Annotated in this window: 15 protein-coding genes and 2 pseudogenes; 6 read left to right on the forward strand and 11 right to left on the reverse strand. The window is 63.0% G+C overall.

Going from position 1 to position 23,438, the window contains the following annotated elements; all coding sequences use genetic code 11:
- The first annotated feature begins 6 nt into the window (after window positions 1-6).
- The gene (locus PWP93_RS24350; RefSeq protein ID WP_421046347.1) at window positions 7-603 is read left to right on the forward strand and encodes an acyltransferase family protein; all 597 of its coding nucleotides are present in this window, start codon (window positions 7-9) and stop codon (window positions 601-603) included.
- Window positions 604-654: 51 nt separating this feature from the next.
- On the forward strand, window positions 655-1,311 hold the full coding sequence (locus PWP93_RS24355) for a glutathione S-transferase family protein (RefSeq protein WP_421027594.1): 657 nt from the start codon (window positions 655-657) through the stop codon (window positions 1,309-1,311).
- A 43-nt stretch (window positions 1,312-1,354) separates the two neighbouring features.
- On the opposite strand, the gene tssF is transcribed toward PWP93_RS24355, so the two are convergent.
- From tssF to PWP93_RS24400, 9 genes and pseudogenes are all read right to left on the reverse strand, one after another.
- The gene (gene tssF, locus PWP93_RS24360; protein ID WP_421046348.1) at window positions 1,355-3,205 is read right to left on the reverse strand and encodes a type VI secretion system baseplate subunit TssF; all 1,851 of its coding nucleotides are present in this window, start codon (window positions 3,203-3,205) and stop codon (window positions 1,355-1,357) included.
- Between the two features lie 104 nt (window positions 3,206-3,309).
- Entirely contained in the window at window positions 3,310-3,573 is a 264-nt protein-coding gene (locus PWP93_RS24365) for a PAAR domain-containing protein (protein WP_421046349.1), read from the reverse strand.
- Between the two features lie 16 nt (window positions 3,574-3,589).
- Window positions 3,590-5,062 (reverse strand): virulence factor, encoded by a 1,473-nt coding sequence (locus PWP93_RS24370; protein ID WP_421046350.1) that lies wholly within the window; start codon window positions 5,060-5,062, stop codon window positions 3,590-3,592.
- Between the two features lie 10 nt (window positions 5,063-5,072).
- Window positions 5,073-7,290 (reverse strand): annotated as a pseudogene (locus PWP93_RS24375) (T6SS effector phospholipase Tle3 domain-containing protein); the annotation flags it as partial.
- The gene (locus PWP93_RS24380; RefSeq protein ID WP_421046351.1) at window positions 7,221-8,252 is read right to left on the reverse strand and encodes a type VI secretion system Vgr family protein; all 1,032 of its coding nucleotides are present in this window, start codon (window positions 8,250-8,252) and stop codon (window positions 7,221-7,223) included. The pseudogene PWP93_RS24375 and the gene PWP93_RS24380, both read right to left, overlap by 70 nt.
- A complete protein-coding gene (locus PWP93_RS24385; protein WP_421046352.1) occupies window positions 8,249-9,607 on the reverse strand; it encodes a type VI secretion system Vgr family protein in 1,359 nt (452 codons plus the stop codon). Before PWP93_RS24385 ends, PWP93_RS24380 begins: the two co-directional genes overlap by 4 nt.
- A gap of 601 nt (window positions 9,608-10,208) precedes the next feature.
- Complete coding sequence (locus PWP93_RS24390) at window positions 10,209-11,267, reverse strand: hypothetical protein (protein WP_421046353.1); 1,059 nt, start codon at window positions 11,265-11,267, stop codon at window positions 10,209-10,211.
- Between the two features lie 45 nt (window positions 11,268-11,312).
- Window positions 11,313-12,440 (reverse strand): hypothetical protein, encoded by a 1,128-nt coding sequence (locus tag PWP93_RS24395; protein WP_421046354.1) that lies wholly within the window; start codon window positions 12,438-12,440, stop codon window positions 11,313-11,315.
- 102 nt (window positions 12,441-12,542) lie between these two features.
- Entirely contained in the window at window positions 12,543-16,229 is a 3,687-nt protein-coding gene (locus tag PWP93_RS24400) for a hypothetical protein (protein ID WP_421046355.1), read from the reverse strand.
- 1,357 nt (window positions 16,230-17,586) lie between these two features.
- On the opposite strand from PWP93_RS24400, the gene PWP93_RS24405 reads away from it, so the two are divergent.
- Window positions 17,587-17,826 carry a hypothetical protein gene (locus PWP93_RS24405; RefSeq protein ID WP_421046356.1) on the forward strand — a complete coding sequence of 80 codons (240 nt, stop codon included), beginning with the start codon at window positions 17,587-17,589 and terminating at the stop codon, window positions 17,824-17,826.
- A 271-nt stretch (window positions 17,827-18,097) separates the two neighbouring features.
- Here PWP93_RS24405 and PWP93_RS24410 read toward each other — a convergent pair whose 3' ends face one another.
- Complete coding sequence (locus PWP93_RS24410; RefSeq protein WP_421046357.1) at window positions 18,098-19,621, reverse strand: PLP-dependent aminotransferase family protein; 1,524 nt, start codon at window positions 19,619-19,621, stop codon at window positions 18,098-18,100.
- A 188-nt stretch (window positions 19,622-19,809) separates the two neighbouring features.
- Here PWP93_RS24410 and PWP93_RS24415 point away from each other — a divergent pair, with 188 nt between their 5' ends.
- Window positions 19,810-20,562, forward strand: a complete 753-nt coding sequence (locus PWP93_RS24415) for an SDR family oxidoreductase (RefSeq protein WP_421027606.1) — start codon at window positions 19,810-19,812, stop codon at window positions 20,560-20,562.
- 237 nt (window positions 20,563-20,799) lie between these two features.
- Window positions 20,800-21,138: pseudogene (locus PWP93_RS24420) on the forward strand (linear amide C-N hydrolase); the annotation flags it as partial.
- Between the two features lie 123 nt (window positions 21,139-21,261).
- Here the strand turns inward: PWP93_RS24420 and PWP93_RS24425 are convergent.
- Window positions 21,262-21,576 carry a DUF4148 domain-containing protein gene (locus tag PWP93_RS24425; RefSeq protein WP_421046358.1) on the reverse strand — a complete coding sequence of 105 codons (315 nt, stop codon included), beginning with the start codon at window positions 21,574-21,576 and terminating at the stop codon, window positions 21,262-21,264.
- Between the two features lie 665 nt (window positions 21,577-22,241).
- Here PWP93_RS24425 and PWP93_RS24430 point away from each other — a divergent pair.
- A complete protein-coding gene (locus tag PWP93_RS24430) occupies window positions 22,242-23,336 on the forward strand; it encodes an HlyD family secretion protein (protein WP_421046359.1) in 1,095 nt (364 codons plus the stop codon).
- Window positions 23,337-23,438: the final 102 nt, after the last annotated feature.

A 23,438-nucleotide genomic window follows, 5' to 3' on the forward strand; every position in this document is an offset into this window, starting at 1 on the left:
GGCTCGATGTGGACGATCACGTGCGCGCTGCGCTGCTATATGATGCTGACCGCACTCGGTCTGTGCGGTGTCATGAAACGCCGCTGGGTGGTGCTGGCAATCGCACTCGCCGTCAACTTCGCCGCAATGTACGGCGCGCCGCATCAACGCGGCGAGGAGGGTTTGGCGTTGTTCGGCGTGTCCGGCTTCATGATCTGGTTGGTATCGATGTACCTGGCCGGCGTGTGTTTTTATGTGTGCGCGCCGTTCGCCGTTTGCGCGCTCATCGTGTTTGTCGCCGCCCTGTTCGCGCCGCAGAGTGTGACGCGCGCCGTGACACCGACGATGGGCGCTTATCTCCTGTTCTACGTCGGGCATTTGCAGTCTCCCTGGCTCGCAAAGCTGCGCACGCGCGATGACCTTTCCTATGGCCTGTATCTCTACGGCTGGCCCGTCACGCAACTGATCTCGCATGGGTTGCCAGCGATTGTGCCGCTGGCGGCTTTCGCGTGCGTGACGGCCATTTGCGTTCCGCTTGCATTCGCAAGCTGGCGAGGCGCGGAGGCGCCCGCGTTGCGCCTCAAGGGCACGATGGTGTCACGCAGCGGTCCGCTAGTACAGTGATTGAGGTAGTCTGGCGGCTGTCACCATCAGCCTGTGTCGGGAGGTCTTGAGATGTCGCTGGCGCTCTACGGTCATCCTTTTTCTTCATACACGCAGAAGGTGCTCGTTGCGTTATACGAGAACGGCACGCCCTTTGAATTCCGCGTTATCGCGCCCGATTCGCCGCATACGGCCGATTGGCTGCAACGCTGGCCGCTGCGCAAGTTTCCCGTGCTGGTGGACGGGGCGCGCAATGTGGCGGAGACGAGCATCATCATCGAATATCTGCAACTCGCGCATCCGGGGCCGGTGCGCCTGCTTCCCGCTGATCCGATGGCCGCACTCGAGGTGCGTTTTCTCGACCGCTTCTTCGATCTGCATGTGATGACGCCAGTGCAACGCGCCGTGGACGGCGCCTTGACGGGCGACGCCGCGAAGCGTGCCGATGGACTCGCGTTTGCGCGGGAAAAGCTGGAGCTGGCCTATGCATGGCTCGAAGCGCGGCTGGCGGACAGCGCCTGGGCGGCCGGTGCGGATTTCACGCTGGCCGATTGCGCGGCGGCGCCGTCGCTGTTCTATGCGGACTGGACGCACCGCATCGCCGAGACGTTTCCGGTGCTGCGCGCCTATCGCGCGCGCTTGCTCGCGAGGCCGTCGTTTGCGCGTGCGGTGGAGGAGGCCAGGCCCTACCGTCCACTCTTTCCGCCAGGCGCGCCCGACAGGGATTGAGGTCCGGCGCAGCGGCGCGCGGTTAACGATCCCGATTCGGCATTCAGACCAGCGCGGCCGTGCCGGGCAGGAACTGGCCACGCGTGAGTTCCGAGCCGTTGCGCGCCGAAATAAGCACGACTTGCACAAAGCTGTGCGCGGGGGCATACCGGACGAACACGCTTTCCAGCACGCGCGTGAACGTGCTGAGCGAGTAGCACGCGAGGGCCGCATCATCGACGGAGAGTCGAACGCGCAGTCCCCGTTCGAGCCGCGATTGGGGCTTTTCGATCATCCACTCCACCGCGACTTCGCTCGCCAGCCCGACGATCGCATCGATATGCGTGGTCGCGGACGGCGAATTGTGCGGAACGTGCCCCGACAGCATGGCTTTCAACGCGGGTAATCCCGCCTGGTTCAAAGTGAACGTTCCGGGCGAAAGCAGGCTGACGAGATTCCAGTAGCGGCCGGGCTTTTTCGGTCGGGGCAGGCTGGTGGTTGGCTGCCGTAGCATGACGATGCGGCTTGCCGGCACCTCCCCCGCAAAGTCGAAATCTCCTCTGCTGTCGCCCGGTTCGATGGCGGACGGGAGAATGCCGTTCGTGCATCGCAGGTCCGCATGGATCTGATCGATGCCCTCTGGCTTGAGGGGCCGGCTGTCGAGGCCAACGAACGAAAGCAGCGTGTCCTGCCCAGCGACGAATTCCGTGAAGCGCTTGTCGCGCTCCATGATCCAGAAAAATGGTTGGCGCGTGCCCGGCCGGCCCGTGTGGCCGTGATGAACCAGCGACTCGAAAGCAGGAACCGGCTCGATTGTGGTGTCGTTGCCTTTCTGCACGCTGACCCGGACGGCATCCACGATCCAGACCGATCCATTGTCCGGCTTCAGCGTTTGTGGCACGAGCGGCCAGGCTGGCGTCACCGCGTCCTTGGGCGCAACCGGATCCGCCGGACGCCGGAACAGGTTGACTACCGGCGTGCACGAGAGCCGGAAGCTCGTCGGGCCCAGTTTATCCAGCGCGCGCGCGGCGAATGAGTCTGGGTGCACGCCGCGCACCGGGACGTGAAGGGCAACGCGCCTGTGCGAGCCAGCGCTGCGCAGCAGCGCTGCCATGTCGATATCGACGAAATCGAACTTATGCGGGAATGCGAAATATTCCAGCAGAAGTCGGAACGGCGAGTGCCTGCCGTCGGCGCGCTCGATTATTGCATCGTCGTCATCGAAGCCGGCGAGGCTGACTGGCACGTGCGGCAACGCGGTCCATCGCCCTTTTCCATCAACCTCGACGAATGCGGCGGGTGCGCGTTGCAGCAGCGCATCGATGGCGGCCGCAACGGTGGACGGGGCGCCGTTGACGAACACGCGGATCGTAGCCGGTGCGATAGCTCGCAGATCGGCGTTGGCGTTCAATGTGTCGAAGACGATGGACAGAATGCCGGTCGTCTCCTTGGGCAAGCGGATATTCGATGGCGCGGTGGTGGGCGGGCGATACCCGGCATCCGCGATCCGCAGTGGCGCCAGGGTGACATCGTAGACGGTCTCGAAGACGCATTCTCCGGTCATGGTTTTCAGTTCGGCGCGTCGCTCGATGACTTGCGGTTTCGTCATTTCCGCGACTTTCTGGCCGCTCTCGAAACAGGCGATCGTGCAGGAGGGAAACGCACGAAGGTATTCCGGATACGCCACTTCAAGCAGCGGCTTCGTGAACTCGGGGACATCGTCTTCAAGACGCGCGATCGTGCGTGCATTGAGCAGCGCTGCGGACTCGACCATGCGCTCGACGTGCGGGTCCTCGGAATGCTGGCCGCTGAGTGACAGGTGCGCCGCGGCCCCGGGATATCTCGCGGCGAATTCCGCAAGCGAAGCACGCAGATACCCGAGCTCGCGTTCGTAGGAGGAAATCAGATCGTCCATTTCTTTTCGTGAAACTGATAATTAGTATGTCGAAATTTAAATATGCCAATACCGATGGCCGTCCGTTGTTGTCTGGATGGCGGCAACGGGGAGGGGGACGCTTTTCAGGTCCGCCCGGAGGACAGCAGGCTGGAAATCAATATTGCGCCACACGAGGTCTTATGGCCGTCGAACGCGGCGGGCTTGCCGTCGACCATGAAGGCTGGATCGCCTTCGATGATCATGCAGTTTTCGTGTCCCTTTATGGGGCAAATACAGCGATCGCCCTTGCGGGCAACCGCGCTGCCCATTACCTCGCTGTCTTTGCTGCCGGTCTCGACCGGGCCACCGTGGCTGGTTGTGTCGCCTACGCGAATGATGCCTTTCATGACTTGCGTTCCCGGTTCACCACGACCAGCCCTGCTGGCCATACTTCGAGTCGTAGCGCCGGCCCCACCACGGCAGATAGGCGTTGTTTTCGCCGCGCGCACGGAACCAGTCCGCGTCTGGATCGATTGGCACGACCTGGGGCGGCGGTGTCACGACGACCGCAACCGGATGGTCCGCGTCCGTGGTGCCGGCCACGAGCACGGTCTCGCCCAGATGATTCGCCCGGCCGATTGCCAGCACCACATCGGTGAGCGCCGTGCCGGCGCCCATTTCGCCGAGCAGCTCCGGCGTGTTGAGGGTCTGCTTCTGGAAGTCGAAGTCGGGCATCGTCTCGGTCAGGGTGCGGCCGAGCGAGCCGATGCGCGAGGAGGAGGCTTCGCTGCCCTTGCCGGCATCGTGGATCGTGTAGTGGATATCGGGCACCGATACGTTCGCGTTGTGCGCGGCGGCGGCGATCGTGGCCTTCCATGCTTCGACCGCGCGCGTCGTGCCGGGCTTTCGTTCGAAGTCCTGTGCGTTGCCCGTGGCCGCGCGGCCGATCCAGGCGAGCGGGGCGCGTTCGGTCTTCATCTGCGGGCCGGCGAGGAACAGCAGCACCATGTTTTCGTTGAGCTGGCCGTCCTTTGGCGGAAAGCTCGGGGCGTCCCAGTTCATCACCCAGACGCTTTTGTCTGGGTTCGCCTGGAGGTAGTCCAGCGCGTTGTTCAGCGAGGTGAAGCCCGCGTTCGCACCGCCGGGGGTGACGTGCACGTCGGGAGGCGTGTCGCGGCTCCAGAGGCTTTTAGCTGACGGGTTCCCGATCTCGTAATTGTCAATGATTTCGTTACGCAAATAAGTTTGTGCCTCGGTTGGATCAAGGCGGGTGGGAATCGCGAATTCAACATGAATCCCCGCTAACTCCCGCCACTCCTTTTTGCTGTCTGGCTTGACCGTGTAGAAATATTTCGCGTTCGTCACGTAGCGTGTGCCGAACAAGCCAAGCAATTTGTCCACATACTTGTGATAGAAACCCTTGAAAGTTTCCGTACCCTTATTGCCGTAGGCAAGTGCGCCGATCGACTGGAGTGTCGAGAATTTTTGCGGCTTGGTCCGCACCATGTCATCGTTCTTGTTCGGCTTGACGAGCCCCATGGTCCACAACACCTGCCACTCGGTCGGGTAGTCGCGCCTCTGCAGCGGATTGAGCCATTCGAGCCCGACAACCTGCACCATGAAGGGTTTGGCGGGATCCGTCTGAGGTGTGCCGGTGTGGGGCGAGGCGGCCCGGGCGGACGTTGGCATCATGGCGGCCGTCGTGAATGCAAAGGTTGCAATGGCCAGCAGGACGGGTATGGCAACGAGTCGTTTCATCAACGCTCCTGTAGTTAATTCAGCGGCCGGCGGGTAGCCAACCTCCACGGTCAAATAAAACATGAAGAGTGCGCCCAGCACCATTGCCAGCACGGCGAGCGCCAGCCTGCGCGGCCACGTCGAGATCAGCGCGCTCATGCCACAACTCCACAACTCCCAGATTCAGATAGAACTGGCCCTCACGTTCATTGGCGATCTTCTCGGGCCGGCGGCCCTCCGGATCATTCGCAAGCCATTTGGTAATCGCGTCGCCATTCATCGTCCCGCTATCAAAGTATTCCCAGTACTTCTTGCTTGGGTTCGTCTTATCCATGCCCTTCCCCAGCCTCCAGTCCGCCTCGATCCGCAAGGCAGCCATCTGCTCTGGCGACAGGTAGCACAACCCAATCGCCACGTCATAAGCAAGCGCCTTTCGCGCATGCATCGGGTTCGTCATGATGGTCGAGTGGTTGGTCGGGTTGTTCGTCCGGCTGCCATCCAGGATCTCCGTAACCTGCTCGTTGCGCCACTGCGCGTACCCCTCGGGCAGGGCGCTCCTGCCGTCCTCGCCGATCACGTTGCCTTCGCCGTCGATCCACTGCGAATTGCCGTCCCTGCGCACGCGCATGCGCAGGGACGCGTGGTCCTCGTAGCGCTGTAACGCCTCGCTGCCGATGGTTCCAGCCGCTTCCTGGTCGGCTTGTTTGAGCTTGTAACTGTCGTAGGGGTCGTCGGCGTTCCTGTCCTGCTTGTCCGCATTCCGGGCCGCGGCCAGCGGGTCGTTGCCCTCGTTGAAGTTGCTCGTGAATTCGCCATCGGTGACGTGAACTTCCTTGCCGTACCGCAGGGCCTGTGGCGCAAACGGCTCATCGAGCGGCGGCGCATCGGCCGTGACCGTCCAGCCCTTCGGCGGCTCGGCGTTGACCGGACACAGGCCGAAGGCTGACGTCGCCATCGTCACGAGATAAAGCACGGGCGCGGTAGCGGTCGTGGCGAGCTTCGCCACGTAGTTCTCGTTGGCGCTCCATGCATGCTTGATGCCGTATCTGGCCGGCGGCGAAGGCGGAAACCAGAACCCCGACGTCTTGCCCTCCCTGTAGCGCCAGTCGTTTTCCCAGTAGTGGTAGTCAGCCTGTCTGCCGACCTCGAAGCCGCTTGCGAAGACGCGCTGGGTCAGCACCCCATGGGCGCCGACGTCGGCCAGTTCGTCGTTTGGCATCCCGTTGGGCGCGCGCGACCCGCCTTGGGCGGGATCTTCAACGACGCGGCCCAGCCCGCGCCAGCCGATGCCCTGAACCGTGGCGGCGGAAATCACCTGGTCGTGCGGGCAGCAATACAGCGTCACCCGGCCATAGGTGTATCCGTTCAGGCCGTGAGCCGTACGGTCTTCGCCGGCGGTGTAGGGCTTGCCGCCCGTCTCCGAGGTACGCGTGTTGGCCATGTCATCATCGGCCTTGCCGGCCGGCATTTCGAATGCCGTGCGCGCGCATGATGTCGAAGAAGCTGCGCAGGGTCTGGGTGCGCGCCGCGTAGGTCTGCCGGCCGCCCCGGTTCCGGGCGTCGCGCATTTCGCGCTGGGACCAGTTCTCCAGGAAGGTGTCGGTGTTCGCCAGGCTGTAAGGCGGATTCGCGAGCACGTAGGCATCGGCGACGCAGCGTCCCGTGTTGCCCCACGGGTCCTGAACCTGCGGGAACGCGTCGCCGAAGAACGCAGCCGTGAGGCCCACCATGTTGCCCTGACTGTGGCAGACGATCGTGATCGGGACATTGGCCTGCATCCGGCGGATCGACTGCACCAGCCTGGCAAGACGTAACGCGGCCAGCACGCCATAGCCGCGCGGCGGCGTGCGATACAGGGGACGTTGCGTCGGATTCAGGGCCTGCACGGAGAGGAATCCGAAAACGCGGTCGTCGATGCCTTCGTGCCACAGGTCAGGCAAGCTGGTGCAGCCGTTGGCGAATGGGCCGCCGCCCCAGTAGTCCTGATCGTTCAGGAAGATTCCGTACTCCTTCAGTTCTTCCTTGTTGGCCTTGTAGCCCCAGCGGAAGTGGATGACCGGCGAGAACGACGGATCAGGCTTGATGTAGGTTCCGGCCCACAGCTCCGGATTGAGAAAGCCATCCGGCGTCAGGCTTTCGGTGTACGAGACGGGGGAAAGCTGCCCACCGACGACACCCCTGTGCGCCATCTGGTCGTCCAGCCTCGCGAGCCGGCGGTTGAGGCCCTGGCACAGCCCTTCCTCGGCGGCTTCGAACCATTCGCCCTCGGAGTTCACGCCGTGCACGAAAATGACGACGCCGGGCAAGGGCTGCTGCTTCACGCAGAGTTCGCTCGTAACACGTTCTTCGCGGAATCGACTTGCGTGTCGTCGCCCTGGCTCTGCAATCTCACCTTGCCTTGATTGGCTAGCGCCGAGATGTCGTTGGCCTGAGCGAACAGTGCAACCCCATGGCCCGCCTGCAGATTGATGCGCTGCCCACTGCTCACCTGAACATGCTGCTGCGCCACCTGATCGATGTTCTCGCCCGCATAGGTCACATGCGTTTTCGGCGTCACGTTCACGAAGCCGGCCTCGGCGCCGAGCGCCATCAGCGGCTGACCGCCCGAGGCCTGCCAGCCTTTGAACGCCGACGCCAGCGCGCCTTGCCCCGCGGTGTCCATCGCCTGGCTGCCGTGCTGCCCCGCGTAGTCGCCCAGCGACTTGAACAGCTCCGTGCACTCGCCCAGCAGCTGGATGAGTTCGTCGCGATCGAGCTGATTGCCGCTCGCCTGGCCGCGTGCGTAAGTCGTCAGCAGGATGCCTTGTGCGGCCCGCAGTGCTGCTGCGGCGTCTGTGCGCAGTTCCGCGCCCTCGCCACGGTTGGCGCCTTGCCCGTTCTCGCGCGGCTGCGCGAGATAGCCCAGATTGAGTTCGGACGTCCCGTGCTGGCTGCTCAACTGCGCGCTGATTTGAGCTGGCGTGTCGTCTAGCCGGAGCTGGTTGTACCGCGCGCCATTGATCTCGCGCGAGCGCATGCCCGATAGATACCGGTTGCCAGGCAGCGCACCCTTCCGGCTGAAGGTCGCCGGCATGTTGTCGCTGTTGCTGAACACGCCGGCGATGTACATCTTGTCTGGGTCGCCGTTGGCGAAGTCCAGCAGGACTTCCATGCCGGCGCGCAGCGGCGTCTGATGGCCGAGATTGTCTCCCGCCCAATTCGACAGCGCGCGCACCGATGCACTGTCCGAATCGGTGTGGCTGGTGCCCGCGCCTTTGGCGTGCGCGTGGTCTGACGCGTCGAGCCCCTGGATCTGCACCTTGTGCCTGCCGTACTCGTCGGTGTAGACCTGCTCGCCATCCGGCGTCATGACCTTTCCGGTGACCGGATACACGCGCGGCAGGTCGATGCGCGGATCGTACGCGGGCGTGAGCGGCGTGCCCTGCGGGACGCCGCTGAACGTGTTTTCGTAGCGGCTCGGCGACGAGCCATCGAATACCGTCGGTCGTGCCGGCGTGTCGACCGACAGCGGCGCGTGAGCCGCCTGCCAGCGATTGGCCTCGAACAATGCCTGCGCCGCTCATTCAGTGCCTTCGGCATGTTGTTCTCGCCGACATGGTGCAGCGAGGTGATAACGATGCGGCGTTGCGGCTCGGGCAACGCGTCCAGTTCCGGGTGCCCCGTCACCTGGATCCAGAATCCGACTTCAAGGTCACGCGCGCCGCTCGCGCCGCTGACGCTTGTCGAGCGCGCGCCGTGGGCGAGCAGCCGCGCGATGCCGAGGCGCTCATAGTCTTTCGATGTATCGGCACAATGTGGCGAATCGATCCGTGCGTCGGACAGCAGGGCCGCGAGATCATTGCCTGCCGGCCCTTGGTCGACCCGCGTAGGCGCGTCCAACTGGTCGACCCTGCTACGTTTGAGGTCCCAGCTTGCCCGCCGGATCGAGCCCGCGACGAGCTGGCGATTCATCGCGAGGAGCGTGATCGAATCGCGCTTTCCGGTTGCCGCGTCGGGACGGTAGGGAACGCTGCCCACGCTCGCCCGCTGGAGCGAGATCGCGTTGTCGAACAGTACGAGCGTGTGGAAGGGCTGCTTCGCGAGATCGGTGCTGTTGCGACCGTCGCCCGCGCGGATAGACCAGGCGATGCCTTCGCGGCGGCACAGACGGCGGATAAAATCCGCATCGCTTTCATCGAACTGGAGCGTTTGCTCGCGCACGGGATATTTTGATGCATAGAGACCAGACATATCCAGATCGAAGCTTGCGCCCAGTGTCGAGCTTCTACGTCGCCATTCCTGCACGAGCGTATGGAAAATATCGATGACGCTTTTGCCACGAAATATGCGCGTATTGATGCGCCGTTCCATGATCGACAGCGCGTCACGGATCACTAGTTGATACGTCGCGAGCGATCCATCGGATTCCCCCTCGAGGGCATCGGTGACGATTGCGCAGATTGAATGCAATGCTCTCCGGTCGGTAACCATCTGGATCGTCAGCGGCTGGCCGAGAAACATCGATAGCGGTGCGCCGATCGTGGTGGAGATGCAGGAAATGCGTCCTTCGATGCCGCCGCACAGATTCTCGCGAACATCGAGGCGCTGGATAAGCAGCAGACCAGCCAGATCCTTTTGCGAACGGCGCCAATGTAGCCGGAACGGGCGGTGGTCCTGAGAAGGCAGGGCGCCGGAGAAAACGCGTGGGAAGGCTGGGTGGTTCACGGTCTGTTCCCCGGATTATCGATAATTCAGTTATGCAGAATGGAAATCCGGATTGCGCGATGAAATAATGCGCGTTTTAAAGCCGGATTCTTAAGATTGAAATCCTGCGAAAGCAGCAAAAACTGGATTTTTTGCCAATGCGATCGAGCAGGGGTTATGAGGGCGTCAATTGGCGGGAGACGTTATCACGCCAGGCATTAATCGTTACTGATCCGACGCAGGAATCCCGCAATAGTGGGAGCGCGATTGGAGTACGGGGGGAACGGGGGGCCGCAAATGAGTGCCCACGATTCCTCGCGTTGGCGACTCGCATTTCGATCAATTGATAGTTGGATCGGCTATACCTGGCATCGGTCGGATTGTATTTGCCACGAGTGAGTCATCCACGCCTTTTGATGCTCGACGAACCGACACCGATGCGCCCGCATTCGCGAGCGCGCACCTTGCGGGCATAGAGCCGCACGAGGTTACGCGCACGTGCGCGTTTTTTCCGATGCACGCGGCGTGGCGCGGGGCGCGCATAACAGTGACTCCATTATTTGAAAGGCACGCCTCCCGCTGCCGCGAGTGGCGTGTCGAAAAGACGCTCAGGGACCGTTGTTCAGGTCGATGCAGCCACAACGAAAGTCACCTGGCCAACCGGTGCGATCTGTTGGGGCCCGACATCTACCGTCGGCGCAGCTTGCGCATACCGCGAGTCGAGCACGCCAAGCGTCAGCGCTCGAGCATATTTTTCTTGCGGCACCACGTAGTTCACGCTCAGGGTAAGGGTGCTGCCCGCCGCAGGCACCAGACCCGATGTATTCCAGTACTGGAGTGCGACGGACGAATTGAAGCCAGGGTCCACGTCGAACTGGATGCCGGCCACGTAGCTGTTGCCAGTGGTCTTGATCGGCTGCAGCAGGATGGACTTCATCTCCGGAGTGAAGCAGTCGCCGATCACGCCGATGTTGTCGCCAGCCGGGATGCCCTGGGTGGATATCGTGAGCTGCAACGTCGCGGATTCTCCGACGCTCATGGGAATGTTGAATCCCATCCGGGCGAGCAGGGGGCCGGTGACCGGGTCAAATGTCATCATGTTGCGAAACCCGATGCCCAGTTGCTGCGTCAGCAGTTGAGACATTTCCAGCCAGCTGCTGATGGTGGGGATGGGCGCTGCGTTGTTCTGGGCGACGAAGCTGTAGAAGGCGTTCGGGTTGGACAGTGACACGGTGCCGGTGTCGAGCACGAAGCCGTCGTTGCCCACGCCGACGAAGCCCGGCGCTGCCTGCACCTTCACGCCTTCACTGCCCGATGCGGTCAACAGTGGGTTGTTCTTCCAGGTCGAAGGAAACAGGATCAACTGTGCAGGAGTCCAGAACAGGCTGATCTGGCCTTCGAAGTCTTCAGACGAGCCGTTCAGGCCGCGCACATAGTAGTAGTTTTTGCCAGGCGCGGGAGAGATCGGGTAGATCGTGTTCCAGCTGCTGACCGTGCCGAATGTCTTCTGAGGATCGGCAACCGGCATGCTGCTCTGAATGATGTCGGGGCAGGCGTTGAACGGCGCTACGGCCGGAAGCGTGCCCTGCGACTTGAGGTTGTCCCGCAGGTACAGGCCATCGTAGGTCGATGCGGTTCCCGGCAGCGCCGGCGCTGCGTCGTGCGCAAATGCTGTGCTCATGGAGAATCTCCTTGCTCTTGGGGGCGACGAAAATCGCCGGGGCCGTCACTTGATGGCCGGGTTGTTCGTGACTTGCCAGTTGTAGGTGCCCTGAATGATCCAGGCGGTGGGCTCCACGCCTACCAGCTCAGGGCAGCTGCGGCGCAGTCGCAACATGAATTCGGTATCGATGAGGTTGCGCGAGATGGCTTCGAGATAGCTCTGCGCACCGGCCACGTAATTGACCGACATCGGCACACGAGCCCCCGGCGCCGGACCGCGGCCGTCGGGGCTGTACATGTTGACCGTCATGAGTGACTGGTAGCCGGGCTCCAGAACAGCGGATGCCACGCCCAGCAAAATGCCGTCCTGCGTGACCTTCGTGCGGCCGAGCTTGATCGGATTGCCCTGGGAGTCCGGGCGGCTGCTGTAGAACTCCGCATCCCAGCCCACGTAGCCCGTGGGCGCGATGAAGATGGAATAGCTATTGGTGGTGGGATAGTCGCTCGGAATGTTTAGCGGCGTCGTGTACTGCCAGGTCGGCGTGGCCGAGATCATCGACGTGTTGCGCCATCCCCAGCCCAGATTGTTCATGATCAGGGCGCCCATGTCCAATGCGGTATCGACGCTCGGGAAGGGATTGCTGTTGTTGGCGTCGTTGAACTGGGCGAACACGCAGTAGTGGTCGCTGCCCGGAGGGGGAGGGGCGACATTGGTCCACACGAAGGTCGCATCGCACACGCCCACGGTGCCGGGAGCCAGGTTGGCGATGTTGCCGTAGGTGCCTCCGGTGTCCGTCTTGATGACGTTGTTCTGCCACTGGCTCGGTGCATTGATGATGCCGGAGGGGGCGTAGTACAGCTGCACCGTGTTGGTCCTGTTCGCGGTGGCGCCGTTCTTGCCGCGGACGTAGAGGATGTTGGTCTGGCCTGAGTAGATGTTGTTGTTCGACGACGTGGCGTAGCTCGCGTCAGTGGCGAGCGCTGTTTGATAGTTCGCGATGGGCGTGCTGCCGGCGAACCAGATGTCCGGCGAGGCGGAGTATGGCCCGCCGGCAGGGACGGTTCCGGTGTTACCCGAATTGGGCCGCAGGTAGGTCCCGTTGAATTCACTCGTGCCCTGGACCAGCACCAAAGGCAGGCCCACAGGCGTGCGGCTCACGAAAGCGGAGCTCTTAGGTATACGAACGAGCATGACGGTCTCCTTGTTGGGAGGGTGAGAAAGTCGGTGGATAGCGATGGTTACGAGGCGCGGGCAGAGATGCCGACGGTTGCCGGCATCTCTGGTTCAACTGGATCAGACGGCGAGCGCCGGCACGGCTTCGGGCACAGCGCCGGGTGCGGGGTCGCGCGTGGCCGTCAGCATGGCGTCGAGCCCGAGGCGAGGTACGGCGCCAGGCACGGCGGCTACGCGAAGTGACACGTTGCTCGAGCTGTTCAGATCGACGAAGCCCAGGATGCCGGCAGACGTGAGGCATAGCGCATCCGCCGCTGCGATCACGACCAGCGAGATCCCACTGGTGGCGGTTTCGACAGCCGGCAGCTTGAGCAGCTTGCCGATCTCCGGGATGAGCATCACGATGTTGCCGGCCTGCGAATAGCCCGACATCTTGGTGAAAGTGACGCCGGTGACCACCGCGTGACCCACGCCATAGAGCGAGGCCAGCACAATGCCCCAAATGGTGTCGTTGTTCTCGGGGAAGGCCTCGTCGTAGATCGTGAAGGCCGAATCCAGCACCACGCCCAGGGAGGTGTAGATGTACATCCACTTGCCTGCGCCCTCCGCTGTTGCGCAGTCCGGCCCGCCGGACGAAAAGATCCACGGGCAGGCAGCGGCCTGCGCGACAATCTCGCCGCCCAGGGCGAACTTCGTGAGCGTCTTGGTCAGCGGGTCCACCGCGCCTGTCCCGGTGGTCGGCCGTACATCGAGGGCGGCGGAGATAAAGGCGTAGGTTGCCATGGAGACCACGGAGGCAATGCCCATGAGCTCTTGCGCGGCGTTCGGCGTACTTTCCGCGGCGGGCGTGGCCTGTTCCCGGGTTGCCTTGACCGATACGGCTTTGCCCGTTGCGCTGGTCGGCGCGAGGCCGGAGTTGGCCAGCATCGATTGCGCGCTGAAAGAAGCCTTGAAGCTGTCCACGCTCGCCTGGTCGGGGAAGGGTGCCTTGCCGTAGATCGCCTTGTAGATGATGGTCGAGGGAATCGCGAGCACGAGTGCGAACAGGTCACCGAGGCTCAGTTGCGATCCATTGGTCAGCCAGCCGTAGAACTGGGTCACGAAGGGGATGTTCCAGTCGGCGGTGAACAGGTCCTTGAGCGAGTTCAGGAACGTCTGCACCAGTTGCAGCACCCCGTCGACGACGGCCTGGACGCCCGAAAGCATGGCGTTGGCGAGACCCTGCATGACGCGCAACAGCGCGCTGAGCAACTGGCTGAAGATCTGGTCCGGACTGCCGCCCAGGTTGTTCATGTACGCGAGGGCATCATTGAACGCCGGATCGTTCTGCACCGAAGTTGCCAGGTTCTGGATCTGCTGGGTCAGGATGTCCCATGGGCCGGTGTTGGATGGCGGCACCACCGTAGTTTGCTTCGCCGCGGGCGAGTTTTCCACGGTGGCGTTGAGCACGATGTTGTTGGCGTTGCCGGAGCTGTAGACCGGCGCGGTCGGCGTTTTCGAGTCGGTGTAGCCGCCCAGCGTCGACGTCCCGCCTACGCTGTTGACCAACTGGTCGAAGATGGCGCTTATCTGGTCCTTGACCTGGGCGATGCCCTGGTCGAACCTGGTCTGGATGCCGCCGACCGCGCCGGGAAGGAAGTCGAGGAATTGCTCCAGCGTGTAGTAAAGCGCATCGTGGGTGCGCAGGATGTCCGGCCAGGAGAACACGAAGCCAAGCCATTCGAAGATCTGCTCGAAGATCACCTTCACCTGGGCAAAGAACACTTCGACAAGGTCGAAGGCATCCTGCACGAACTGCACCACGGTCTCGAAGAGGTATTGCACGCCGTTGACCACGAAGGTGATGGCCGCTTTGACGGCGCTGCCGACCGTGGTGATGATGGTGTCGACAACGTTCACGATGCCGCTGACCACCCCTTCGACGAAATCGCCGATGCTGCCGAACCAGTCCAGGATGCCACCCGCTGCTTGCGTGGTCAACACGTGCCGGGCACGTTTTTCGTGGATCAGGTGTTCGGCCTGCTCAGCCGTCATCGTGCGGAATTTGGGCTTCCCAGCGCTGAATTCGAGCTGCCAATGCCGGGCTTGAGTCGCCGCGCCCAAACGGGTGAGGTCGGTGGTTCTGTCGGCTTCGACACATGACACACCCACCTTGGGCGCCGCCCCGAGAACCGGCGTCTGCAACGCGCGCTTCACATAAGCGGACTGCGTGATCGCCATGCACTGGTTGAAGGCCGATGCCAGTTCATTGGTCTGTTCGACGGTGCGGTACTGGTCTTGCAGTAGGTACTGCCCATCGGCCGTGCGTGCGTTCATCAGGTCGGTGCCGCTGACCGTGGCGAGCTGCTCCTGTACCCCGGCGTATTGTTCGAGTGCGATCGCTTGCCCCGACGGCATCAGGTTGACCAGATTGATCTGCAGCGCGGGAATGCCGAGCATGCCTGTGCCTTGGGTGATGCTCAGGGTGCCGCCGGGCGAACAGGTGAGGTTGGCGGGCGTATGGGCATCCACGGTGTAGCTCGCGCCGTTGACGACGATCTGGGTTTGCGACGAAGCCCAAACCTGTACTGGGGCGTTGGGCAATGGCGCGCCGGCGGCGTCATAGACCATCAGGTCGGTGGAGTAGGAGATGAATTCCTCGACCTGCCCCGAGGTTGGCACCTCCAGAGGAGAAATCTGCCAGTTGCCGCTGTCCTGCTCCTTGATCAGGTGGCTGAGCGTGGCCTGGGTCGTTCCTACCGTGAAGGCTTCGATGTTTCCCTGGTCGAGTTGGGTAACCCCCAGCAACGCCACGCCCGTCTGGATCGCCATGGTGTTGGACCATCCCGTGGCCGATTGCTGATCCGGCGCGAAATGACATAGCCGCGCGCCGGTGTCGAGCGTGAAGAGCTCGATCTCCCCGGACGCGGACACGGCGCTTTGCACGTCCCGAAAGCTCATGCTTTGGGTCACCTGAGCCCAGCTATAGGGGAGGCCGCCCGAGCCGCCCACCATCTGGTAAAGGTTGCCGTCGGACAGCACACTGAAATACCTGTTGTTGCCGGCGGGGTCGAGGCTCGTCGCGACGGCAATGGACTTGAATGTGGCCGCGAACGGATAGCGCTTGACCTGCTGCGTCGAGACGTTATAGCCGAGGAATACCGTATCGAGCACCGTGAATTCGGCGGTACTGGCTGATGAACCGGACCAGACGCAATTGAGCGAAGACAGGGTCACGGAAGTGGACTGGAATACGCCTGGTTTTTGATCCCAGATGGACGTCGCCAGAGAATAGGAGCTGCCGGGGGACGCGCTCTGGAATTTGGTGAGCGCAGCCACATAGAGCTTGCCTGCTATCTGCGCGGCATACAGGCCTGCGATGGCCGTCGCGTTGACGGGCAGCGGCAAGGTGGCGGTCATCACGCTTGACCAGCGGTCGGATCCTGTCTTGCTGGTCTCGACGACGTAGTTCAGGTTCAGATTGTTTGCCGCAAATAGCACGATGCGTCCCGCGGAATTCAGGCCGGCCACCACCCAGCGCGCGGCCAGGCCCGTGCTTATTGCGCTGTAGCCGGTGTCGCTCGCCGGGTCAGGGAAAAAATTCCAGACGGTACCGTCGGTGCCGACGGTGAAGGCTTCGACCCGACCGTTGCCGTTGCGTATGGCGACAATGTCTCCTCCGCCGTGTACAGCCGCAGCGATCCGGTATTGCTGCATGAATTTCGTTTCGGTCTCGAGGCGGGGCGAAGCAGCGCCGGTTGACCGGGCGTAGGGCCTGGCCACGGCTTGCGCCACAGGCGTCCTGATGCTGGGAGGTTTCTGGGTCATGGCTGACAACTCCTGTTGAAGTGGTCGGGCAGACCCGGAAAGGCATGAAGCCCCCGTGCTCCCCGATGGTTTCGAGATCCGCCAGAGCATGGCGGAGCAAACGAAATAGATGTCTTGGTCTAGGTGCCTCAGGTCGGCGTGACAAAACCGTTACCCGTGCAGCGGCTGTTCTTGTTTCTTCAATGCTTCGTCAAGTGCCGGCGTTGTCGGAATTCTTCCCGCACACAAGACGGCAATACCGCTATGGGCATTTCATCCGCTTAATCTAGTTAATATGGATTGCTAACAAAAATGAGCCGCGAAGCACCCGGAAGATCCCAACTGACAGCTTTCAGGCACGGCCCGCTTACGCCGATAGCCGAACGACGCGTGACGAAAAGGCCGTCGCCGGATAAGCCACGTTCGAGCTTCGCAATTTTGAATGTGGTGAATCGATCATCGTATTGCTGTGTGGTACTAACCGGATAAGCAGCGCCCGCAATTGTTTGCAATCATCTGCCTCAATGGCATGGGGGAATCGCGGCGCACTAAGGAGGGTGGGGGTAATGGAATGGCAGGTTCATCGCTTCTCCTTGTCCAGTCAAAACGACACCTGCTGCGTAATCTAATCCTCAGAGGGAATATGCAAATAGCTGTTGGAGTTAGCAGGTTGAGTTAACGTCTAGAGTGGTCTATGGCCAATTTGATGGCGGCAGGCGGCCATCGAATCGAATCGGAAAACATGAAGGAAGCACCTCAGGGAATGGACCGGCGGCAGCCACGCTACCAGTCTCCCCCCGCCTTCTTCGCTTTCCTGTCAGGTGCAGCTAGTGGTCGCCGCGCCGGTCCGTTTCTGGGTGTCCCAGCGTTGCGCCGATGAGCTCGCGGGCCGTTCACATACTCGAAGTCCAGCAAAAAGCGCAACCGTTCGAGGCCGGTGACGCCTTTGGGGGTGGCTTGCCTTGTCAGATGAAATGCTATGCCTATACTCTTCTCAATTGCCTGAGGATTTCCGGTGATCAGGTTCATGACAGCCGCGGCTGCGACTGAGGTATCAATCGACGCTGCCTGAAACGCCTGTATGAGCCGAAGGGGCGCCGAGAAGCCCTCGTTTGGAATTTGCCGTCCGGACAATGCCTGACCCGGCGACCCAGGCTTGCCGGCAGCGCCACGCGATCATGCCGGAGCCTCGTGCACATGGGCGACGGTCCGTCTTGAGGAGGTGCTCGTTCGAACGAAATATTCGAGAGGCATCTGAGCGTCAGGAAAAAGAGCTGTCATGCCGCGCGAGCGCGCTGGCGATCGCCTGTGAGGCGAAAGCAGTGCGGTGACGAAGGCATCGACAAGCCATTGGTAACCCTAAGGGAGGGGCACCACGATGACATTGCTCGACCAGGAAATTGCACACATCACCCGCGCGGTGCGGTCCTCAGATTGGAGGAACGCCGGCGCGTCCATCCTGCCTGCCGGGTACTGGCGCCAGCGGCTCTACCGGCTGCTCGACTCGGGGCACGTCACGAAAGCGCAGTTATGCGCGATCGACGCCCTGCTGCTCGAACTGGACACGTGGGAGGTGCAACGCCATGAACAGCGAGAGCACAGCCCGGGCGATACCTGAAACGGGTCGTTGAGCCGCCACCAGGCATGATTGCCCCCCCGGCCTGTGCGCTCAGCGTCGGGGCGGAGTCCGTATGGCCGTTCAGTGAAGCGATCCACAGCTTACAGCTGCAGCGCGTCCATCGCACTGCCGTGCGTTCCACGCGTGGACGGCGCGAACCGCTGTGCTTGAATTGATCGAATTTCCCTGTGAGCCAACTGGCGGATATGTCGAATGCGGGCAGCAGCGAATCGGGCGTGTCGAGTCAAATGAAGCGAGGCCGGCCTCTGCGTCACCCCTCGAGACACTCGCGCAACGTCTGCGCGAGCCGGGCGGCCTCACCCGCATCGGCGACGTTCGCGAAGCCCATTACAAGGCCGCGCGGTGTGTGTTGCGTACGGCCGTTCGCGTACCAGATCGAAAGCGGCAGCACCGCGAGCCCCGCCTCGCGTGCGCGCGCAGCAACGGCGACGTCGTCGACCGGACCATCAGGGCCTTCGGCGAAGCGCACCGCGAACTGGATGCCTCCCGGCGGCAATTCGACAGTCAGCCGTTCGCCGAAAGCCTGCTCGAGAGCGCGCACGATCAGCACGCGCCGCTGCCCGTACAACGCACGCATGCGCTTCAAATGCCGTGCAAAATGCCCCCGCTCGACGAAATCCGCCAACGCTGCCTGCAATAGCGTCGGCGATCCGGCATTCATGCTGTACGCCACCCGGGCGACGCGCTCGACGGCCCGCCCCGGCACCACCGCATACGCCAGCCGCAAACCGGGAAACATCACCTTGCTGAACGTGCCGCAATAGATCACATGATCGTGCCGGTCGAGGCTTTTCAGCGCCGGCAAAGGACGGCCGAGATAACGGAACTCGCTGTCGTAATCGTCTTCGATGATCCAGCTCGATGCCTGCTCTGCCCAGTCCAGCAGCGCCATGCGCCTCGCGAGAGACAGCGTGCGCCCGAGCGGGCTCTGATGCGACGGCGTGACCAGCGCGAAGCGCGCCTGCGCGTCCAGGCGTTTGCCGCGTTCGACGTCGATGCCTTCATCATCCGCCGGTACCGCTATGAGCTGAACGCCGGTCTCGGCCAGAAAACCGCGCGCGAGCAGATAGCCCGGATCTTCGAACCATACGCGATCGTTCGGGCGGGCGAGACTGCGCAATACGAGTTCGAGCGTCGCACGATAGCCGCCGGTCACGAACACCTGCTCCGGCAGGCAGGTCACCCCGCGAGACAACCCGAGATAGGTGGCGATGTGCTCGCGCAGGGGCCGGTATCCCGCCGGATCGGGGTACGCGAACATCGCGCGCTCGCCGCTGCGCGCGCGATGTGAAACAAGACGATTCCATACCTTGATGGGAAACGCGTCGAGTGCCGGCAACCCGGGCTGCAACGGTCGCGGCTCGCCGCTCATGGCGGCAGCGATGGCAAGCGGGCGCGGCGCCACGGGTGCGCCGCGCACGTCGGCCGCTGCTTCAGGCGCGGCCTTTCCCTTCGTGTTTTGGCTGCCGTTCGACTCCCTCGCGACCTGCACATGCCGCGTGACCGACGCCGGCAGCGACGGTGACACGAAGGTGCCTGCCGCACCGCGCATTTGCAGGTAGCCTTCGTCGACCAGGATCGTGTAGGCCAGTTCGACCGTGCCGCGCGCCGTATTCAGCTGGGTGGCGAGGCTGCGCAGGGCGGGCACGCGGTCGCCGGGACGCAGGTGCCCGGCAGCGATCGCCGTTCTGAAGCGCTCGCAGATCTGCAGATAGATCGGCGAGTGCTGCTGGCGATCGATATCGATGTTGAAGGTGGCGGGCGGCGCGGGCATGACTGTCTTGCTGGCAAGGAGCTCGGAAATGACTTGGCCTGGTCGAAACGGCAATTCTTGGCACTTTTCGATGGTTCATGATGTTCCCACAATAGCCTCACGCGATGCGACGGCGGCGAAATCTTTCGGTCGATGCGACCCGCCAGGCGCTTTCGCGCGTTCATTGCCTCTCATCTGGAGAATCTGTCATGAAGATCGTCGTAATCGGTGGTTCCGGCCTGATCGGGTCGCGTCTTGTGAAGCTGCTTGGCGATGCGGGACATGAGGCGCTTGCCGCGTCGCCGCGTAACGGTGTGAACGCCGTTACGGGGGAGGGCTTGAGCGGCGCGCTAGCGGGTGCGGACGTCGTCGTGGATGTGGCGAACGCGCCGTCGTGGGAGCCCCAGGCGGTGCTCGACTTTTTCCGCAACTCGGCGCGCAACCTCGGCAAGGCGGAAGTGGCCGCCGGGGTACGCCATCACGTCGCACTGTCCATCGTCGGCTGCGAACGCACACCGGAGAATGCGTATTTCGTCGCCAAGGTTGCGCAGGAAGAAGCGATCGAGGCGGCGGGCGTGCCTTACACGATCGTGCGCGCGACCCAGTTCATGGAATTCATCGGCGCCATCGCCGATTACGGCACAGAAGGCGGGACGGTGCGTGTTGGGGACGGGCTGTTTCAGCCGATAGCCGCGGATGACGTCGCGGCAGCCCTCGCTGAGGTCGCGCTCGCCGCGCCGCTGAACGGCTCGGTCGACATCGCCGGCCCCGACCGCGGACCGTTCGCGGAGATCGTCTCGCGCTATCTGAAATCGGTGGGCGATGGCCGCCCGGTCGTGACGGATCGCGATGCGCTCTACTACGGCGGCCGCGTCGAGGAACAATCGCTTGTCCCGCTCGGCGATGCACGGATCGGCCGCATCAGTCTCGACCAATGGCTGGCGCAGACAAAAAAGGGCTGAGTGCGCTTCGCTTGATTGGAGCCGTCGGCCCGGCTTTGGCATAAACCCTCGCGGGGTTGAGGGAGTCGCCCACCGCAAATAGACCGGACACGACTGTTTGCGGGCAATCCTGAGGTAGACTGGCCTGGCTTTCGTCGGCCGATATGCACGAGGGCCAATCACTACGCAGGCGGCCGCGCGCGCCCCGAGCGTAGCGTTCGAGCCATCCGGGATTCCCTCAGCAGAACTGGAGTAGCCATGCGCTACGCGCGTCGTTCGGTTTTGTCCTGTCTTGTCGCTGTAACGACGCTGCTCGTCACGCCGGCCGCGTCGCTCGCCTGCACGCGGGTTGTCTATCTGGGCGCCGACAACGACGTCATCACGGGCCGCTCGATGGACTGGAAGCAGGACGTCGCCACCCATCTCTACATTCTCCCGCGTGGTATCGCGCGCAACGGCGAGGCCGGTCCGAACTCACTGAAGTGGGTTGCCAGATACGGCAGCCTCGTCGCAACCGGCTACGACGTCTCCACCACCGACGGCATGAACGAAAAGGGCCTCGCTGCGCAACTGCTCTGGCTCGCCGAGTCACAATACGAATCGTTAGCGTGACAGAAGGAAGTAAACCTGCTGGGCCTCCATAAGCAAATTGGCTGTGGCTGCAATAAGGCGTACCCACCAGGCGCAGGAAAGCTGCGCCTCTCGCGCAGCAAGGTCAACTCACGAATGCGCGAAAATCGGGCCAAGACCGGGAATCTCGGAGCCGTCCATGCGGGCACCCGAGGCCCAAGTGCCCGCGGCCGAGCCGCCATAAGACGCCGTGGCGACACGGTCGTGCGCGTGCAGGCGTGCTTCGGCCTGCTGGATGTTTCTCGGGTACTGCGTTTCGTCTGCGGAAGGGTTGTAGCCGGCCTGTTCCAGTGCGACCAGTTCCTGATGTACCTGGGCGCGCGTGAGCGGCTGGGTCGACTGGGCAAACGAGAGAGCGGGGAGGGCGATGGTGGCGGCAACGATGAGCGATTTGACGAGGTTCACGGTGTTCTCCAGAAGAAAATTTAAAGGGCTTGCAGGCGGGTATCGCGTTCCGGTTTTCGTTCGGTGCTGCATTGCGTCCTGCCATGGAAGTATTTGACTGCGCGCACGTATCTCGCTTGTGTCGGGAGTGAGGGGCGGGTGCAACGCTGTGTATCGGCTGGCAGCGCGGATACATGCGGATACAAAATCTGTATCGTGACCGTGATTGAGAAACAAAACTGAAAGATTGTTGGCGCGTGCAGCGGCGATTGTTGTCGGCGCAGTCATAGAGTGATGCCGCGCGCGACGGTTGTGCTGAGCCGTCTGGTCAGCTAATCTGTGCATATACACAGAAATGCCCGACGCTTTTGCGCGCACTGCGTCCGCTCCTGTGCAACGCTCTGGTGAAGGACACGGCGGGCGCAAGCGATTGCCGCCGCCGTCGCTTCGCACTTGCGCCGGCGGGCCTTGCGCGGCTTGGCGAGCGGGTGTGCATTGGCGCGCGGGGCAAGACGAGTTCGAGCAGCGCTTCGGACCGATGCGTGCCGCTGCCGCCTGTCGCGTGGCTGCGGCGCGAGCGTAATTACGCGCGTGGTCGGAAGTTTCCGGTGATTCACGCATGGACCGCTTTCAGTTGTTCGGCGGCTTTTTTTAATTTTTAAAGTGCATATACACAGGTAATCGTCATGTCGAGTCCTTCCACACCCGCGCCGGCTGAATCGCGGCGCGAGCGCGTCGGCCCGCCCTGGAGGCGCCTCGCGGTGGGCGCGGTGGCGCTCGTGCTCGCGATCGCGGGTGGCTACTGGTTTTTCGTGTTGCGCTTCATACAAACCACCGACGACGCCTACGTGGGCGGCAACGTCACGGTGATGGCGCCGCGCGTGAGCGGTTTCGTCTCCGGGATCTTCGTGCAGGACAACCAGCGCGTGCATGCGAATCAGGTGCTCATGCGGCTCGACGCGCGAGACTACGACGCGAAGCTCGCGCAGGCCGACGCCGAGCTCGCGAGCGCGCGCGCCGCAGTGACGGAGCTCGAAGCGCAGCGCACGCTGCAGGCCGCGGTGATCGGCCAGCAGCAGGCCGAAGTGCGCGCCTCGGACGCGGAGCTCACTCGCAGCGCGCAGGATCAGACGCGCTACCGCGAACTTGTGAAAGACGATGCCGTGTCGAATCAGCTGGTCGAGCGCGCCGATGCTGATTATGCGAAAGCGCAGGCCTCGATGGCGAAGAGCGGCGCAGCGGTGGTGGCCGCGCAGCGCCAGCTCGACGTGCTCGCCGCGCAGATCGCCGACGGCGAGGCGCGCGTGGCGACCGCCGAAGCGAACCGGCGTCTCGCCGCGCTCAACGTCGATTACACGACGATCCGCTCGCCGGTGGACGGTTACGTCGGCAACCGCACGGCTCGGGTGGGCATGCTCGCGAACGCGGGCGCGCCGCTGCTCACGGTGGTGCCGGCCACCGACCTCTGGGTGGACGCGAACTTCAAGGAAGACCAGCTCAAGAAGATCCACGCAGGAGACCGCGCCGACGTCGCACTCGACGCCGCGAGCGGCACGCTGCACGGCACGGTGGAAAGCCTCGCGCCCGCCACGGGCGCGACCTTCAGCGTGCTGCCGCCCGAGAACGCCACGGGCAACTACACGAAGATCGTGCAGCGCGTGCCGGTGCGCATCCGCGTGAAGGTGCCGCAAGGCATGGAAGGCGTGCTGCGGCCCGGTCTTTCCGCCACGGTGACGGTGCATCTGGGCGACGGCGCGCAGACCGGCGCATCCGCGCGGTGAACGAGGGCGCCACGCCATGAACGACACGACTTCCATCATCGAAGTACGCCCTGTAACGGCCGGGCACGAGGCCCGCGCGGCGCACCTCAAGCTCGCGCCGCA

Origin of the sequence: Paraburkholderia sp. A1RI-2L, from assembly GCF_048957375.1 — a bacterium.
Classification (GTDB): domain Bacteria; phylum Pseudomonadota; class Gammaproteobacteria; order Burkholderiales; family Burkholderiaceae; genus Paraburkholderia.

Coding starts and splice junctions, on each gene's coding strand:
- PWP93_RS24350 (WP_421046347.1), top strand. CDS start 7: ATGTGGACGATCACGTGCGCGCTGCGCTGCTATATGATGCTGACCGCA.
- PWP93_RS24355 (WP_421027594.1), top strand. CDS start 655: ATGTCGCTGGCGCTCTACGGTCATCCTTTTTCTTCATACACGCAGAAG.
- tssF (WP_421046348.1), bottom strand. CDS start 3,205: ATGGACGATCTGATTTCCTCCTACGAACGCGAGCTCGGGTATCTGCGT.
- PWP93_RS24365 (WP_421046349.1), bottom strand. CDS start 3,573: ATGAAAGGCATCATTCGCGTAGGCGACACAACCAGCCACGGTGGCCCG.
- PWP93_RS24370 (WP_421046350.1), bottom strand. CDS start 5,062: ATGAGCGCGCTGATCTCGACGTGGCCGCGCAGGCTGGCGCTCGCCGTG.
- PWP93_RS24380 (WP_421046351.1), bottom strand. CDS start 8,252: ATGACGCCGGATGGCGAGCAGGTCTACACCGACGAGTACGGCAGGCAC.
- PWP93_RS24390 (WP_421046353.1), bottom strand. CDS start 11,267: ATGAGCACAGCATTTGCGCACGACGCAGCGCCGGCGCTGCCGGGAACC.
- PWP93_RS24395 (WP_421046354.1), bottom strand. CDS start 12,440: ATGCTCGTTCGTATACCTAAGAGCTCCGCTTTCGTGAGCCGCACGCCT.
- PWP93_RS24400 (WP_421046355.1), bottom strand. CDS start 16,229: ATGACCCAGAAACCTCCCAGCATCAGGACGCCTGTGGCGCAAGCCGTG.
- PWP93_RS24405 (WP_421046356.1), top strand. CDS start 17,587: ATGACATTGCTCGACCAGGAAATTGCACACATCACCCGCGCGGTGCGG.
- PWP93_RS24410 (WP_421046357.1), bottom strand. CDS start 19,621: ATGCCCGCGCCGCCCGCCACCTTCAACATCGATATCGATCGCCAGCAG.
- PWP93_RS24415 (WP_421027606.1), top strand. CDS start 19,810: ATGAAGATCGTCGTAATCGGTGGTTCCGGCCTGATCGGGTCGCGTCTT.
- PWP93_RS24430 (WP_421046359.1), top strand. CDS start 22,242: ATGTCGAGTCCTTCCACACCCGCGCCGGCTGAATCGCGGCGCGAGCGC.